Genomic DNA, 15,905 nt, shown 5'->3' on the forward strand with positions numbered 1-15,905 from the left:
GTGAGGAGGCGCATGACGACGCGCTGGCTGGTGTTCGACTACGGCGAAGTGATCTGCCACCGCTCCACGGCCGTCCCGGCCATGGCCGCTTCGGTGGGCGCGCCGGTGGAGGCGTTCGACGCGGCCTACTGGGAACTGCGTGACGCCTACGACCGCGGCATGGCCGACGAGGAGTACTGGACGCGGGTCGGCGAACGCGCCGGGTTCACCGTCGACGCCGCCCGGTCCGCCGCGCTGACCGCCGCCGACGTCGCGGGCTGGCTCAACACCGTCCCCGAGTCCCTCGCGCTGCTCGACGACCTGACCGCGGCCGGCGTCCCGCTCGCGCTGCTCTCGAACGCGCCCGCCGCCCACGGCCGCGCCTTCGAAACCCAGCCGTGGGCCAAGTACTTCCGGCACCTGGTGATCTCGGCCGACCACCTCACCGCGAAGCCCGACCCGGAGATCTGGCGCGTCCTCACCGACCGCCTCGGCGCCGCCCCTGCGGACTGCGCCTTCATCGACGACCGCCCGACCAACATCGACGGCGCCCGCGCCGCAGGACTGTCCGGCCACGTGTGGACCGGACCGGACGTAGCCCGCGGCTGGCTGGCCGCGGAGGGGCTGCTCGGCTAGCTTGGCAGGCGGCGGGCGGTGAAGGTGTCGGTGAGGTACGGGACGTCCAACGGATCCGGGTGCCGGGCCAGTTCGGCCCGCACCCGGACCAGGAGGGCGTCCCGCTCCTCGGCCGGCATGGCGTTGACGTAGCTCAACGTGCTGAACCGCAGCGTCATCTGATCGTGCGTCAGGGTGTCGGACCAGGAGGTCGTGCGGCGCTCGGCCGGCGCGTACAGGCCGCTCGCGTCCAGGTCGGCGCGGAAGTCGCGGCCCACGTCGTACGGCATGTTGCGGGTCCAGCCGGCGACCTCGCTCAGCCGGGCCGCCTCCGGGAGCGACTCGTCGCGCTCGTTCCAGATCAGCCCCAGCGCACCGCCGGGACGCAGCACCCGGGCGATCTCGCGGAGCGCGACCGGCCCGTCGAACCAGTGGAACGCCTGAGCCACCACCACCGCGTCGAACGCGCCGTCGTCCGCCGGGATCTCCTCCGCGGTGCCCGCCAGCAGCGGGACGCCGGGCAGGCCTTCGGTGAACTCCGCCCGCATCGCGTCCGACGGCTCGACCGCGGTGACGTCGCAGTCCCACGCGACCAGGTGGCGCGACATCCGTCCGGTGCCGGCCGCAAGGTCGAGGACCCGCGCGCCGGGCCCGAGTCCGAGTGCCGCGTGGAGGTGGTCCAGCGCGACGCGCGGGTACTCGGGCCGCGCGCGGTGGTAGGTGTCGGCACCTGATCCGAAGCCCTTGCGGGCGAGTTCGCTCAGCTCCATGCGGCGCATGGTGCCACAGCCGGTTGGCATCCGCCTTACGGAATTACGGGGTGAGCACGACCTTCCCGGTCACCCGGCCGGTCTCGACCAGGTCGTGCGCCTTCGCGGCCTCCTCCAGCGGGAACACCGAGGCCACGTGCACCGCGAGCCGCCCCTCGTCGACCAGGGCGGCGATGCGCTCCAGGTCCGCGCCGGACGGCGCCACGCCGACGACGGCGAACCTGAGGCCGCGCGCCTCGGCCTCCTCGGTCGAGGTGCCCGGGTCGGCCAGGTACGCGGAGACCAGCACCCCGCCCGGGCGCAGCGTGTCGAGCGAACGGGCGCCGTACTCGCCGCCGATCAGGTCGAGGACGATGTCGATGTCCTTCGCGGACTCCACGAAGTCCACGGCCGTGTAGTCGATCGGCTCGTCCACGCCCACCCCGCGCAGGAACCCGTGCTTGTCGGCACGCGCGGTGCCCAGCACGTGCGCGCCGTGCGCCTTGGCGATCTGCACCGCCAGGTGCCCGACCCCGCCCGCCGCGGCGTGCACCAGCACCCGCTGACCGGCCGTCAGGCCCGCGATGTGGACCAGCGCCTGCCACGACGTCAGGGCCGACGAGGCCAACGCCGAGGCCTGCACGTGGTCCAGCGAGGCCGGCCGGCGCGCGAGGTTGTCCGCGGGCGCGGTCAGGTACTCGGCGTACGCCTGCCCGGGCTCCGGCATGCGCGGCATCCCGAACACCTCGTCGCCCACCGCGAACCGGTCGACGCCCGGGCCGAGTTCGACCACGGTGCCGGACACGTCCACGCCCAGGACGAACGGCGGCTCGCCGTACATGTGGTTCTGCCCGGACCGGATCTTCCAGTCCAGCGGGTTGACGCTCGCCGCGGCCACCTCGACGAGGACCTCGCCAGGCCCGGGCACCGGCCTTTCGCGTTCCACGAGTTCGAGCACCTCGGACCCGCCGAACCTCGTCTGGCTGATCGCGCGCATGGTGATGGCCACCGTCGTTCCTCCGCTGCCGTGGGGTGAGGGCTTGCGCCCAAGCCCTCAACGGCCGGACGGCCTCCGATCATCCCCGCGCGCCCCCGGGGTTCCGGCGCGGGTCAGTCGTCGGCGAGGAGCTTCTTCTGCACCTTGCCCATCGCGTTGCGCGGCAGCGTCTCCCGCAGCACGACCCGGCGCGGGCGCTTGTGCACCGACAGCGACTCCGCGACGAACGAGGCCAGTTCGGGGCCGGTCACGCCTTCGGCCACGACGTACGCGACGATCTCCTGCCCTAGGTCGTCGTGCGGGACGCCGACCACCGCCGCCTCGCGCACCCCCGGGTGGGCGAGCAGCGCCCCCTCCACCTCGCCCGCGCCGACCCGGTAACCGCCGCTCTTGATCAGGTCGGTGGAGGCGCGGCCGACGATGCGGTGCCAGCCGTCCGGGGCGATCACGGCGACGTCCCCGGTGCGGAACCAGCCGTCGGCGGTCAGCGATTCCGCGGTGGCGTCAGGGCGGTTCAGGTAGCCGCCGAACAACGTCGGCCCGGAGACCTGGAGTTCGCCGACCGTCTCGCCGTCGGCCGGCACGGGCGCGCCGTCCTCGCCGGCGAGGCGGGTGCGCACGCCGCGCACCGGCGTGCCGACCCAGCCGGGGCGCCGCTCGCCGTCCGCCCGCGCGCTGACCGTGATCAGCGTCTCCGTCATGCCGTACCGCTCGACCGGCGCGTGCCCGGTCAGCCCGCGCAGCCGGTCGAACACCGGCACCGGCAGCGGCGCGCTCCCGGACACCAGCAGCCGGGCGCCCGCCAACGCGCGCGCCGAGGCCGGGTCCTCGGTGACCCGCGACCACACCGTCGGCACGCCGAAGTAGAGCGAGCCGCCCGCCTTCGCGTACGCCCCCGGCGTCGGGCGCCCGGTGTGCACGACGCGCGAGCCGGTGCGCAGCGCCCCGAGCACGCCCAGCACGAGGCCGTGCACGTGGAACAACGGCAGGCCGTGCACGAGCACGTCGTCGGGCGTCCACGCCCACGCGTCGGCCAGCGCGTCCAGGTCGGCGGCCAGCGCGGCGTGCGGCAGCAGGACGCCCTTGGGGGCGCCGGTGGTGCCGCTCGTGTAGAGCACCAGCGCGGTGGCGTCGCCCGCCGGCTCTGCGTACGTGGTCGCGGAACGCGCGGACACGTCGACGGGGACGGCCGGCAGCGCGACGTCGTCCCACGCCCCGGCGCCGCCCGGTTCCAGGAGCAGCTCGGCGCCCGAGTCCGTGAAGATGTGCGCGCGCTCCATCGGCCCCGAGTCCGGCGGCACCGGCACCACGGGCACCCCGGAGACCAGGCCGGCCAGCACCGCGACCACCGTCTCCAGACTCGCCGTCGCGCGCACCGCGACCGACCGCGCCCCCGCGATCCGGTCGGCGAGCGCGGTCGCCGCGCCGAACAGCTCCGCGCGGGAGACCGCGACCCCGTCGACGACGACGGCGTCGGGCCGGTCGGGCAGTCCGGACGAGGCGGGGACCAGCGGTGCCACGGAAAACCTCCTGGCAGATCGGGGGCGCGTAGGGCGATGCTATGTGCCGCCGCCGGGACGCCCGCAGCGAGCCGCCGGGAGTGCCGCCGGGCCGCCAACCGGGCCGTCACCGCGGCCTGCGATCATGTCTGGCCCGGCCACCGAATCCGGCGGCGGGACAACGCCGTCGCACCGCGACGGCCGGAGGGGGAGCACGATGGCTCAGCGCACGACGCGGGCGTTTCGCATATCCGTGGTGGCCGTCACCTTGGCCGCGGCCCTGACCGCCTGCGGGCGCCTCGACAACCAACGCCACGCCTTCCCGGCCGACGTGGGCCGCACCCCGTCGGCGAGCGCGTCGGAGCCGTCCACGAGCCCCACCGACGCCACCCGCACCCCGGCCCCGACCGGAACCGGCACCCGCAAGCCCACCGCGGCGCCCGACCCGACCGGATCGCTGTCCACGTCGGACCTCGACGCGCTCTCGGGCGAGGAACTGCTGCGCCGGGCCAAGACGGCCGCGAAGACAGTGAAGACCGTGCACTACGTCTTCGAGATCACCCGCTCCGGCCAGCGCTCGAAGCTGTCCTTCGACGTCGACCGCGACGCGGGCACCTTCGACGGCACCGTGGAGTCCGACGGCGCGGTGGTCGCCCTCCGCAAGGTGGGCGCCGAGATCTGGATGAAGGGGGACCGCGACTTCTGGCGGAACTCCGCTCGCGTGCCGTCCGACGTCGCGGCCAAGGCCGCAGGCAAGTACGTCCTCGTGCCCGAGGACAACCCCGGCTACGAACGCCTGGCCGCGGTCGCCGTCTACGGCGACCTCGGAGGCGTGCTCTCCATGTTCACGCCCAAGGGCCACGGCGCGACCACGACGCTCGACGGGAACCGCGTGGTGGCGGTGCAGTGCGAGTCCGGAGTCGCGGCGAAACGCGAACAGGACACGGTCTACCTGCGCGCGGACGGCCCCCTCCTCCTCACCCGCGTCGACGCCGCCGACCTCGGCTACTTCGCCTACTCGGCCTTCAACACCCCCTTCCACATCACCGCCCCGCCCGCGGCCCAGGTCGTCGACCTCGCCGAACTGGGAGCCACGAAGATCCCCCTCCCCGGCGTCTGACCGCTGTCCTTGACCACGCTGGGACCGCAGGCGAGCAGCGCGAACGGAACAAAAGCGGCGCTCCGTTCCGGTCCGCTGGCGTGCCGGCCCAGGCGCGCCGTCCCGACGATCCGGGCCGCAGCCTCCCGTCCCGTCAGCCTCGCCGCCCGCCCATCGCCGTGGCCAACCTTGCAAGATCCTCCCTGCGTTCGTCAGGGCGGCGGGCCGGGCAGCTGGTGCACATCGGTTGGCCCGGCGCGCGGTAGAGGAGGCAGCAGGAGGCGCGGCGTACGAAGCGGGCGCCGTTGACGTCGACGAACCTCGGGGGCGGCGGGCGTTCGCCGGTGGCCCGGCCCGCGGCGGCGATCAGGGGGGCGGCGAGGGCCGTGGCCTGGGTGGGTTCGCCGATCGTGGTGCCGGCTCGCAGCAGGGCACCGGAGACGGAGTCGACGGCGATCGCCCAGGCGGCGCGCGGGCGGACCGGGGCGACTTCGGCGAGCGCGCCTACGTAGGACTGGACGGCCTCGCCGAGGGCGGCGCCGAGCGACTCCGGCGTGTTTCCCACGACGTCGGACGACCGGGCTCCCGACGGGAGTCCGTCGCGGCGCAGGTGGAGTGTGGTCGCGGCGGGGCGCGGGTCGACGGCCCAGCGGGTGACGGCGAGGGTGGCCAGGGCCGGGGTGAGCAGAACCGTGCTCGCGGAGTACCACCACAGCACGGCCGCGACGCGCGGGTCCGCGGTGCGGTAGCGGCGGGCGGACTCGGCGACGCGGGCGGTGAGCCACGCGGGGTCGAGCACGGACGTCGCGGGGAGCACCGCGTCGCCGGGGGAGGGGAGGAGGCTCGCCCGGTATTCGGGGCACCAGTCGGTGAGCGCCTCCTGCACCTGGTCGGCGGCGGGCGGGGTCGTGCTTACGGTCATGATCAATCCAATAGATCGTCAAAACGTACAAGCTGATGTTTCGCGGCCTGGAGACTGTGCACCGAAGTATGCCCATCCTGAGGTGGGCGATCAGTCAGTCCACGGGGGACACAAGGGGAGGGTTTCGGCGATGGCGGTTGTGCTCGCGCAGGGCGCGAAGGTGACGCTGGGCAAGGACGGCGAGGAGCTCCACCGGGTCCGCATGGGCCTCGGATGGGACCCGGTCAAGCACGCCGGTCTGCGTCCCGGCCTGCAGGCCCTGACCGGTGTCGACCTCGACGCCGCGTGCCTGCTCTTCGACGCCGACCACCACCTGGTCGACGCCGTGTGGGCGCGTCAGCTCAAGTCCAAGGACGGCTCCGTCACCCACACCGGTGACGACGTGACCGGCCACGGCCCGGGTGACGACGAGGCGATCATTGTCGACCTCGCGTCCCTGCCGTCGCGCGTGACGGCGCTGGTGTTCACCGCCAGCTCGTTCTCGGGCGCGGACTTCTCGAAGATCGCGTCGGCCTACTGCCGGCTGCTCGACGACCACACGCAGGCCGAGCTCGCGCGTTACGAGGTGACCCCGTCGGGCACCCACAACGCGAAGGTCTTCGCGAAGGTCGTGCGGGACGCCGACGGCTGGACGATGACCGCGATCGGCGCGCCCGCCGTCGCCCACACCATCAACGACCTGGTGCCCGCGATCGCGCCGCACCTCTGATCCCGTCCTCCCAGCGGGCTCCGCGTCCGCCCGGAGAACACGGTGACCACCCGTCCGGTCGGATGATCCGACCGCGCGGGCACGGTCCGTCAGCGAACCCCGCCGTTCGCTGACGGACCGTCACAACACTGATCAACTCCGACATATGCCTGTAACGTGCGCGCCGTACCCTGCGAAAATGGGCAGCGGCAGTGCTGGTGCGACGCGCGCGGTCACGGTCGGGGTCGAGGAGGAGTTCCACCTCGTCGGGCTCGACACCCGGCATTTGGTGCCGGGCGCCCGTGAAGTCCTGGAGCGGCTGCCCCGCCGGGGGTTCACCGCCGAACTGCAGCAGTCCGTCGTCGAGACCAACAGCCGCCCGTGCGGCGCGCTCGCCGAGCTCCGCGAGGACCTCGTCCGCTCGCGGCGCGAACTCGCCGACGCCGCCGAACGCTCCGGGCTCGGCATCGTCGCGGCCGGCACCGTCCCGCTCGCGTGCGTCGACGAGATCTCCGTGACCCCCGACGCCCGCTACCTGCACATGGTGGACGCCTACCAGCGCGTCGCGCACGAGCAACTGATCTGCGGCGCCCAGGTGCACGTAGGCGTCGAGGACCGCGACCTCGCCGTCGCCGCGCTGCCGTGGCTGGCGCCGTGGCTGCCCGTGCTGCTCGCGGTCTCCGCCAGCTCCCCGTACTGGCTCGGCGAGGACACCGGCTACGCGAGCTGGCGCACCAGCGTGTGGCAGCGCTGGCCCACCACCGGCCCGGCCGGGACGTTCGCCTCCGCCGCCGAGTACGACGAGATGGTCGACGGGCTGCTGCGCTCCGGCGTGATCAGCGACCCGGGCATGGTCTATTACGACGTCCGCCCGTCGCGGCACGTGCCCACGCTCGAACTGCGCATCACCGACGCCTGCCCCGACGTCGACGACGTGCTGCTCATCGCCGGGCTGTTCCGCGCCCTGGTGGTGCGCGGCTGCGAGCACGCCGCGCGTGGCGACCGCCCCCCGCTCATGCGCGACGAATGGCTGCGCGCCGCCACCTGGCGCGCCGCCCGTTCCGGCCTCGAGGGCGAACTCGTCGACCCGGTGGGGCTGTCCGCCGCCCCCGCGCGCGAGGTCATGCAGGCCCTGCTCGAGACCGCGCGGCCCTACCTGGAGGACCTCGGCGACTGGGACGAGGTGAGCGGCGCCGCGCACGCCGTGCTGCGCCAGGGCAGTTCGGCCGCGCGGCAACGCGCCGCCGTCGCCCGCGGCGGCTCGCTCGCCGACGCCGTCGACCTCGTGGTCGGCCAGACCCGCACCAGTCCTGTCGGGCCGCTCGGCGGCACCGTCCCCGCACAGCGCACCCCCGGATTGTTCGAGGGCTACCAGGCCGGGTGCGACGAGGCGCTCACCCCAGACGGCCGGGTCCGGCCCGCGTACGCCGCCCCGGTCGCGGCGCTGACCCGGCTCGGCGCGGCCCGGCTGCGGGTGCGGGCCCGCGCCCGCGACGACCTCCAGCGCGTCGAAGGCGCGTTGTTTCGGCCCGAAGGCGCCGACGACCCGCGGCTGTTCCCCTACGACCTGCTCCCGCGCGTGGTCGATGGCGCGGACTGGGCGCACCTGCGCGGCGGGCTCGCCCAACGGGTCGCCGCGTTAGAGGCGTTCCTCCATGACGTGCACGGCGAACGCCTCGCGGTACGCGACCGCGTCGTGCCGGCATGGGTCGTCGAGGACGCGCCCGGCCTGCGGGACACCGGCGCGCGTGTCCCGCCCGACACCGTCCGCATCACCGTCGCGGGCATCGACCTGGTGCGGGACGCCTCCGGCCGCTGGCTGGTGCTGGAGGACAACCTGCGCATGCCCTCCGGCATCGCCTACGCGCTCACCGCGCGCCGACTCGCTTCCGTCGTCCTCCCCGAACTGGTGCCCGGCGCACCGATACTGACGTCGGATCAGGTCCCGTCGCTGGTGCGGAGCGCCCTGGTCGGCGCCGCCCCGCGCCGCGCCGAGCGCGACCCGGTCGTGGCCCTCCTCAGCGCCGGACCGGACAGCCCGACCTGGTTCGAACACCGGCTGCTCGCCGACGAGATGGGCGTCCCGGTGGTCACGCCCGGCGAACTGCGCATCGTCGACGACCGCGTGGTGGTGATGGGCGGCCGCTACGGCGCGTACCCCGTCGACGTGCTGTACCGCAGGGTCGACGAGGACACCCTCGTCACCGCCCCCGGTGCCGACGGCCGGCCGCTCGGCCCCGGCCTGCTCGACGCCGTGCGCGCCGGCCGTGTCGCGATCGCCAACGCGCTCGGCAACGGCGTCGCCGACGACAAGACGCTCTACGCGTTCGTGCCGCGCCTGATCGAGTACTACCTCGGCGAACGCCCGCTGCTCCCGTCCGTGCGCACCTACCTGTGCGGCGACCCCGACGAGTGCGCCTACGTGCTCGACCACACCGACGAGCTGGTGGTGAAGCCCGTCGACGGCTACGGAGGCGACGGCGTCCTGATCGGCCCCGACGCGACCGAGGAGGAGCTCAAGCAGGCCCGCGCCGACATCGCCGCCGACCCGCGCCGCTGGGTCGCGCAGGAAACGGTCCCGCTGTCGACCCACCCGACCTTCACCGGCGAACGCTTCGAACCCCGCGCTGTCGACCTGCGCGCCTTCGTCTGCCAGTCCGGCGGCGCGACCGTCCTCCCCGTGGCCCTGACCCGCTCGGCCCCGCGCCGCAGCCTCCTCGTCCACGCCCTCCGCGGCGGCGGCGCGAAGGACACCTGGATCATGCGCTGAGACAGTGGAGGAGAGGCGACACCCGCGTGGCCCCGCGCCGTCCGACCGAGCGCCGCGCGTGCCGGCCCACCGTCTGTGTGTTCACACCAGGGCGGTTTCTTCCGGTTCATCCCGGTTAGCCGACCTGAGACCAAGTTCACACACGCGTTCGGGCTTCGTGCGAGAACAGTGTTCCCGCTGGTCAGGCGTGTTGTTCCGCAGTCACGCACGGTGCCCGGCATATGGACCTGACCTGCGGGGGACCAGTACCCGTGTCCTATGGTTCGGGCATTCCGACCGGAGTCCCCGGGCGACCGGGCAAGGAGGGTAGCTCGTGATCCGCAAGTTGCTGGTGGCCAACCGCGGCGAGATCGCCGTACGGGCGCTGCGTGCCGCAACCGAGCTGGACATCACCACCGTGGCGGTCTACGCGTACGAGGACCGCCACTCACTCCACCGGCAGAAAGCCGACGAGAGCTACGAGATCGGCGAACGCGGCCACCCGCTGCGCGCCTACCTGGACGTCGACACCATCGTCAACGCCGCCATCGCGTGCGGCGCGGACGCCATCTACCCGGGCTACGGATTCCTGTCCGAGAACCCGCTGCTCGCCGAGGCCTGCGAGGCCAACGGCATCCAGTTCGTCGGCCCCAACGCCGAGGTGCTGTCGCTCGCCGGCAACAAGGTCCGTGCGCTGGAGGCCGCCAAGAGCGCCGGCCTGCCGACGCTCCGCACGGCCGACCCGAACGACGACATCGAGGTCCTGCTCGCCGCCGCCGACGAGATCGGCTTCCCGATCTTCGTCAAGGCCGCGGCCGGCGGTGGCGGCCGCGGCCTGCGCCGCGTCGACCGCCGCGAGGACCTGCGCGCCGCGATCGAGACCGCGATGCGCGAGGCGCAGACCGCGTTCGGCGACCCGACCGTGTTCCTCGAAGAGGCCGTGATCCGCCCTCGGCACATCGAGGTGCAGGTGCTCGCCGACGCCGACGGCAACGTCGTGCACCTCTACGAGCGCGACTGCTCCGTGCAGCGCCGCCACCAGAAGGTCGTCGAGATCGCCCCGGCGCCGCACCTGGACCCCGACATCCGCGCGCGCATGTGCGCGGACGCGGTGCGCTTCGCCGAGACCATCGGCTACCGCAACGCCGGCACCGTCGAGTTCCTCCTCGACGAGCGCGGCCGCTACGTGTTCATCGAGATGAACCCGCGCATCCAGGTCGAGCACACGGTCACCGAAGAGGTCACCGGCATCGACCTCGTGCAGTCGCAGCTGCGCATCGCGTCCGGCGCGACGTTCACCGAGCTCGGCCTCGCGCAGGAGAACATCCGCGTGCAGGGCGCCGCCCTGCAGTGCCGCATCACAACCGAGGACCCGGCGCACGAGTTCCGCCCCGACACCGGCACGGTCTCCGCGTACCGTTCGCCGGGCGGCGCGGGCGTGCGCCTGGACGGCGGCACCTTCACCGGCGCCGAGGTCCTCCCGTACTTCGACTCGATGCTGGTCAAGCTGACCTGCCGTGGGCGGACGTTCGGCGACGCGGTGGCCCGCGCGCGGCGCGCCGTCGCGGAGTTCCGCATCCGCGGCGTGGCCACCAACATCCCGTTCCTCCAGGCCGTCCTGGACGACGGGGAGTTCCGCGACGGCCGGGTCACCACGTCCTTCATCGAGGACCGCCCCGACCTGCTGCGCGCCCGCGCCGGCGCCGACCGCGGCACGCGCCTGCTGGCGTACCTCGCGGACGTGACGGTCAACCGGCCGCACGGGCCCGCGCCCGTGCTCGCCGTCCCGCGCGCCAAGCTGCCCGAACTCCCGGGGGGCGCGGCACCGTCCGGCAGTCGGCAGAAGCTCCTCGAGCTCGGCGCGAAGGGCTTCGCGGAGGCGCTGCGCGCGCAGAACGCGCTCGCGGTGACCGACACGACCTTCCGCGACGCGCACCAGTCGCTGCTCGCGACACGTGTCCGCACGTTCGACCTCGCGGCGGCCGCGCCGCACGTCGCGCGGCTCACCCCGGAGCTGCTGAGCGTCGAGGCGTGGGGCGGCGCGACGTACGACGTGGCGCTGCGCTTCCTCACCGAGGACCCGTGGGAGCGGCTGGCCACGCTGCGCGAGGCGATGCCGAACCTCAACCTGCAGATGCTGCTGCGCGGCCGCAACACCGTCGGGTACACGCCGTACCCGGACAAGGTGTGCGTGAAGTTCGTGGAGGAGGCGGCCCGCACGGGCATCGACGTCTTCCGCATCTTCGACGCGCTCAACGACATCGAGGCGATGCGCCCGGCGATCGAGGCGACGCTCGGCACGCACGCGATCGCCGAGGGCACGCTCTGCTACACGGGCGACCTGTCGAACCCGAACGAGACGCTCTACACGCTCGACTACTACCTGAAGCTCGCCGAGAAGCTGGTCGAGGCCGGCGTGCACGTGCTGTGCGTCAAGGACATGGCGGGCCTGCTGCGCGCGCCGGCCGCCCGGACGCTGGTCACCGCGCTGCGCGAGAACTTCGACCTGCCGGTCCACCTGCACACCCACGACACCGCGGGCGGCCAGCTGGCCACCTACCTCGCGGCGATCGAGGCGGGCGTGGACGCGATCGACGGCGCGTCGGCGGCTCTGGCGGGCACCACCAGCCAGCCGCCGCTGTCGGCGATCGTCGCGGCGACCGACCACACCGAGCGGGCCACCGGCCTGTCGCTGGACGCGCTGTGCGACCTGGAGCCGTACTGGGCCGCGGTCCGCGAGGTGTACGCGCCGTTCGAGTCGGGCCTCCCGGCGCCGACCGGCCGCGTGTACCGGCACGAGATCCCGGGCGGCCAGCTGTCGAACCTGCGGCAGCAGGCGATCGCGCTCGGCCTCGGGCACAAGTTCGAGGAGATCGAGGACGCGTACGCCGCGGCGAACGACATCCTCGGCAACATCGTCAAGGTCACCCCGTCCTCGAAGGTGGTCGGCGACCTGGCGCTGCACCTGAGCGCGGTCGGCGCCGACCCGGCGAAGTTCGAGGACGACCCGGCGTCGTTCGACATCCCGGACAGCGTCATCGGCTTCCTGCAGGGCGAGCTGGGCACCCCGCCCGGCGGCTGGCCCGAGCCGTTCCGCACCCGCGCGCTGGCCGGGCGCAACACCACGGTGTCGCGCACCGTCGCGCTCACCGCGGAGCAGGACGCCGCGCTGGACGGCGAGGACGTGCGGGCGACCCTGAACCGCCTGCTGTTCCCGGGCCCGGCGCGCGACTTCGAGGAGGCCCGCCGGCTGTACGGCGATGTCTCGGTGGTGCCGACCCCGGCGTTCCTGCACGGGCTCAAGCCGGGTGAGGAGCTGACGGTCGAGCTGTCCGCGGGCGTCGCGCTGTACCTCGCGGTCGAGGCGATCGGCGAGGCGGACGAGCGCGGCTACCGCACGGTGTACTGCCGCATGAACGGGCAGCCGCGCGTGCTGTCGGTGCGCGACCGCTCGGTCAAGCCGGCCCGTCCGGAGAGCGAGCGGGCCAACCCGGACAACCCGAACCACGTCGCCGCGCCGTTCTCGGGCGTCGTCACGCTGCAGGTCGGCGTCGGCGACCAGGTCGAGGTCGGCCAGACGGTCGCCACGATCGAGGCGATGAAGATGGAGGCCTCGATCACGGCGTCGTCGGCCGGCACCGTCGAGCGGCTGGCGATCGACACGGTGGCGTCGGTGGAGGCCGGCGACCTGCTCGTGGTCGTCTCCTGACGGACCTGACGGACCTGACGGACCTGCCCGGCGTCGCCCGGGCGCACGGCACGACAACTGAATGACCGGACGCGACCGAAAGGTTGCGACCCTGTGAGGAATCTCGCCGCGCGGGGGCGTTTTGACGGTCGGAGCTTGTTCGCTCCGGCCCGAAAGCGCCCCCGCGCGGCGTTGTCGTTGGGCCGAACGGACGGCGTCTCATCAGTTTTTCCGATGCTTTCTGCGCGCGTTAACGCCGGTAGCGCCCGGTTTTGTGGTGTTTTGGATGCTTCCGTAACCCGTCGGGCCTCTTGCCCTTGCGTGTCCCGCGTCACAGACTCGGTTTCCGCTCGGGGTTTCGGTGTCCGTCCGTCCGGTTTGGGAGACCTGTATGGCTGTGCGCCTCACCGACGCCGACCCCGGCGTCGACCCTTCCGCCGATCCCGTGGATCCGGACGCGAAGCCGGTCCCGGGCGCGGCGGACGAACCCCCTGCCGAATCCCCTGCTGAATCGGGGACCCTCAACATCGACGAGCTGCTGGCCTACCCGCAGCTGCTCAACCACCTGCCCACCCCGCTCGCCCGAGAGGCCGGCGACGGCCTGCTCGCCCGGCTCGCGACCCTCGAACCGGGGACCGCGCAGCACAGCTACGTGCGCGGCCTGCTCGTCGAGCTCAACCTCCCGATGGTGCGGCACGCCGCAGGCCGCTACCGGCGCCGCGGCGAGCCGGTCGAGGACATCGTGCAGGTCGGCACGATCGGCCTGATCAAGGCGATCGACCGGTACGAGGCGGAGCGCGGAAGCAGCTTCATGGCCTACGCGATGCCGACGATCATCGGAGAGATCAAACGTTTCTTCAGAGACACCTCGTGGTCCGTGCGGGTCCCGCGCCGGCTCCGCGAACTGCGCACCGAGCTGCTGCGCGCCACCGACGAGCTCACCGCGACGCTCGGCCGCACCCCGACGCCCCGCGAGCTGGCCGAGCGGATCGGCATCAGCGAGGAGGAGGTCGTCGAGGGCCTGGACGCGTGCACCGTCTACACCGCGACGTCCCTGGACGAGACCGCGTACGGCGACGCCGAGGGCCAGGAGACCGTCGGCGACCGGCTCGGCGCCGAGGACCACGAGCTCGACCTCGTCGAGTACCGCGAGGCCCTCCGCCCGCTGCTCGCCGAACTACCCGGGCGCGAGCGGGCCATCCTGGTCATGCGGTTCTACGGCAATCTGACCCAGGCGCAGATCGGCGAGCGGGTCGGCATCTCCCAGATGCACGTCTCGCGGCTGCTGGCCCGCACACTGGCGTCGCTGCGGGAGCGGCTCATGGTCGCGGGCTGAGCTTCTCGGCGGGCGCGGGCCGCGGCGCGGGCGCGGCCGCCTCCGCGCGCTCCGGCGCGCGCGTCGGGATGAGCAGCGTGACCAGGCACGCGGAGACGGCGGCGGCGAAGCCGACCCACAGCGTCGTCTTGAAGCCGTCGAGGGACGGGATGCTGGCGGGCCCGAGCTTCATCGTCAGGTTCGCCAGGATCATGCTGACCACGGCCGCCGAGGTGGACGTGCCGATCGACCGCATCAGGGTGTTGAGCCCGGTCGCCGCGCCGGTCTGCGCCAGCGGCACGGCCTGCATGATGAGCGCGGGCATCGCCGAGTAGGCGAGCGCGCAGCCGGCGGACGTGACGGACGTCGCGACGATGATCTTCCAGACGGCGTCGAGCATGCCGAGCGAGAGCAGGTAGCCGCCCGCGGTCACGGCGCTGCCGACCAGCAGCGACACCTTCGGGCCCTTGGCCGCGGACAGCTTCGCCGACAGCGGCGAGACCAGCATCATCACGAGGCCACCGGGCGCCATGACCAGGCCCGCGACCACCATCGACTTGCCGAGGCCGAAGCCGCTGACCTCGGGCAGCATCAGGACCTGCGGGAAGACCAGCGACTGCGCGTACATCGCGAAGCCGATGACGATCGACGCCAGGTTGGTGAACAGCACCTGCGGCCGCGCGCTGACCCGCAGGTCCACCAGCGGCGCGGCGGTGCGCAGCTCGACCAGCCCCCACAGCGGCAGCACCACGAGCGCGGCGGCGAACAGGCCGAGCGTGGTGCCGCTGCCCCAGCCCCAGTCGGCGCCCTTCGAGATCGCGAGCAGCAGCGCGACCAGCCCGGCGGCCAGGCCGACCGTGCCGAGGGCGTCGAAGCGGGCGGGCGTGCGCACCGGCGACTCGGGGACGAGCAGCAGCACCAGCGCGATGTCGAACGCGCCGAGCGCCGCGGCGCCCCAGAAGAGCATGTGCCAGTCGGCGTTCTGCGCGACCAGCGCGGCGACCGGCAGGCCGATGGCGCCGCCGATGCCGAGCGTCGCGCTCATCAGGGCGACGGACGGGCCGAGCCGCGCGGGCGGCAGCTCGTCGCGCATCAGGCTCATGCCGAGCGCGATGACGCCGAACGACGCGCCCTGGAGCACGCGTCCCGCGATCATCGGCAGGATCGAGTCGCTGAGCGCGCAGACGACCGAGCCGGTGGTCAGCAGCGCCAGGCAGAGCGCGAGCACGCGGCGCTTGCCGTACATGTCGCCGAGCCGGCCCATCACCGGGGTGAACACGGCGCCGGACAGCAGCGTGGCGGTCACCACCCACGAGGCGTTGGACGCGGAGGTGTGGAGCAGCTTCGGGAGCTCGGTGAGCAGCGGCACGACGAGCGTCTGCATGAGCGAGACGACGATGCCGCAGAACGCGAGGACCGTGACGACGATCCCGCCGCGGGCGCGGTCGTGTTCCGCGCCGTGGGGTGCGGCGGTGGGCGGTGCGGCGGTCATCTGGCCTCCGTGGCTGTGCCCGTGGGGGGCGGGCGGCGATCTGTATGCACGATACACACAATGTGTATCGTGCATACTCGGGACCCCGGAAAGTCCGCTGTGACGCTCGCCTC

At 73.3% G+C, this 15,905-nt stretch carries 11 protein-coding genes; 6 read left to right on the top strand and 5 right to left on the bottom strand.

The features are described from left to right. Positions 1-12 precede the first annotated feature (12 nt). Positions 13-615 (top strand): HAD family hydrolase, encoded by a 603-nt coding sequence (locus tag QI554_RS03965; RefSeq protein WP_281465859.1) that lies wholly within the window; start codon positions 13-15, stop codon positions 613-615. Here the strand turns inward: QI554_RS03965 and QI554_RS03970 are convergent. The 3 genes from QI554_RS03970 to QI554_RS03980 all read right to left on the bottom strand — a co-directional run bounded on the left by QI554_RS03970 (position 612) and on the right by QI554_RS03980 (position 3,860). Continuing rightward, on the bottom strand, positions 612-1,364 hold the full coding sequence (locus tag QI554_RS03970) for a class I SAM-dependent methyltransferase (RefSeq protein WP_281465861.1): 753 nt from the start codon (positions 1,362-1,364) through the stop codon (positions 612-614). The genes QI554_RS03965 and QI554_RS03970 overlap by 4 nt on opposite strands. Positions 1,365-1,407: 43 nt before the next feature. Next, on the bottom strand, positions 1,408-2,352 hold the full coding sequence (locus QI554_RS03975) for an NADP-dependent oxidoreductase (RefSeq protein WP_343230755.1): 945 nt from the start codon (positions 2,350-2,352) through the stop codon (positions 1,408-1,410). 101 nt (positions 2,353-2,453) lie between these two features. Further along, complete coding sequence (locus QI554_RS03980; RefSeq protein ID WP_425527909.1) at positions 2,454-3,860, bottom strand: acyl-CoA synthetase; 1,407 nt, start codon at positions 3,858-3,860, stop codon at positions 2,454-2,456. Positions 3,861-4,095: 235 nt separating this feature from the next. Between QI554_RS03980 and QI554_RS03985 the strand changes: the two genes are divergently transcribed. Then, positions 4,096-4,959 (top strand): hypothetical protein, encoded by an 864-nt coding sequence (locus QI554_RS03985; protein WP_281465863.1) that lies wholly within the window; start codon positions 4,096-4,098, stop codon positions 4,957-4,959. A gap of 133 nt (positions 4,960-5,092) precedes the next feature. Here QI554_RS03985 and QI554_RS03990 read toward each other — a convergent pair whose 3' ends face one another. Next, positions 5,093-5,860 (bottom strand): (2Fe-2S)-binding protein, encoded by a 768-nt coding sequence (locus QI554_RS03990; RefSeq protein WP_281465865.1) that lies wholly within the window; start codon positions 5,858-5,860, stop codon positions 5,093-5,095. A gap of 130 nt (positions 5,861-5,990) precedes the next feature. On the opposite strand from QI554_RS03990, the gene QI554_RS03995 reads away from it, so the two are divergent. The 4 genes from QI554_RS03995 to QI554_RS04010 all read left to right on the top strand — a co-directional run bounded on the left by QI554_RS03995 (position 5,991) and on the right by QI554_RS04010 (position 14,321). Further along, positions 5,991-6,569, top strand: a complete 579-nt coding sequence (locus tag QI554_RS03995) for a TerD family protein (RefSeq protein ID WP_281465867.1) — start codon at positions 5,991-5,993, stop codon at positions 6,567-6,569. Positions 6,570-6,747: 178 nt separating this feature from the next. After that, complete coding sequence (locus QI554_RS04000) at positions 6,748-9,318, top strand: glutamate--cysteine ligase (RefSeq protein WP_281465869.1); 2,571 nt, start codon at positions 6,748-6,750, stop codon at positions 9,316-9,318. 313 nt (positions 9,319-9,631) lie between these two features. Further along, on the top strand, positions 9,632-13,006 hold the full coding sequence (locus tag QI554_RS04005) for a pyruvate carboxylase (protein ID WP_281465871.1): 3,375 nt from the start codon (positions 9,632-9,634) through the stop codon (positions 13,004-13,006). A gap of 370 nt (positions 13,007-13,376) precedes the next feature. Next, positions 13,377-14,321 (top strand): RNA polymerase sigma factor SigF, encoded by a 945-nt coding sequence (locus tag QI554_RS04010; RefSeq protein WP_281465873.1) that lies wholly within the window; start codon positions 13,377-13,379, stop codon positions 14,319-14,321. On the opposite strand, the gene QI554_RS04015 is transcribed toward QI554_RS04010, so the two are convergent. After that, entirely contained in the window at positions 14,305-15,792 is a 1,488-nt protein-coding gene (locus tag QI554_RS04015) for an MFS transporter (protein ID WP_281465875.1), read from the bottom strand. The genes QI554_RS04010 and QI554_RS04015 overlap by 17 nt on opposite strands. Between the last annotated feature and the right edge of the window lie 113 nt (positions 15,793-15,905).

The sequence above is a fragment of the Yinghuangia seranimata genome (genome assembly GCF_029953285.1).
Lineage (GTDB): Bacteria > Actinomycetota > Actinomycetes > Streptomycetales > Streptomycetaceae > Yinghuangia > Yinghuangia seranimata.

Bases quoted from the DNA above. Each gene is read 5' to 3' on its own strand.
- QI554_RS03965 (WP_281465859.1), top strand. From the start codon at position 13: ATGACGACGCGCTGGCTGGTGTTCGACTACGGCGAAGTGATCTGCCAC.
- QI554_RS03970 (WP_281465861.1), bottom strand. From the start codon at position 1,364: ATGGAGCTGAGCGAACTCGCCCGCAAGGGCTTCGGATCAGGTGCCGAC.
- QI554_RS03990 (WP_281465865.1), bottom strand. From the start codon at position 5,860: ATGACCGTAAGCACGACCCCGCCCGCCGCCGACCAGGTGCAGGAGGCG.
- QI554_RS03995 (WP_281465867.1), top strand. From the start codon at position 5,991: ATGGCGGTTGTGCTCGCGCAGGGCGCGAAGGTGACGCTGGGCAAGGAC.
- QI554_RS04000 (WP_281465869.1), top strand. From the start codon at position 6,748: ATGGGCAGCGGCAGTGCTGGTGCGACGCGCGCGGTCACGGTCGGGGTC.
- QI554_RS04010 (WP_281465873.1), top strand. From the start codon at position 13,377: ATGGCTGTGCGCCTCACCGACGCCGACCCCGGCGTCGACCCTTCCGCC.
- QI554_RS04015 (WP_281465875.1), bottom strand. From the start codon at position 15,792: ATGACCGCCGCACCGCCCACCGCCGCACCCCACGGCGCGGAACACGAC.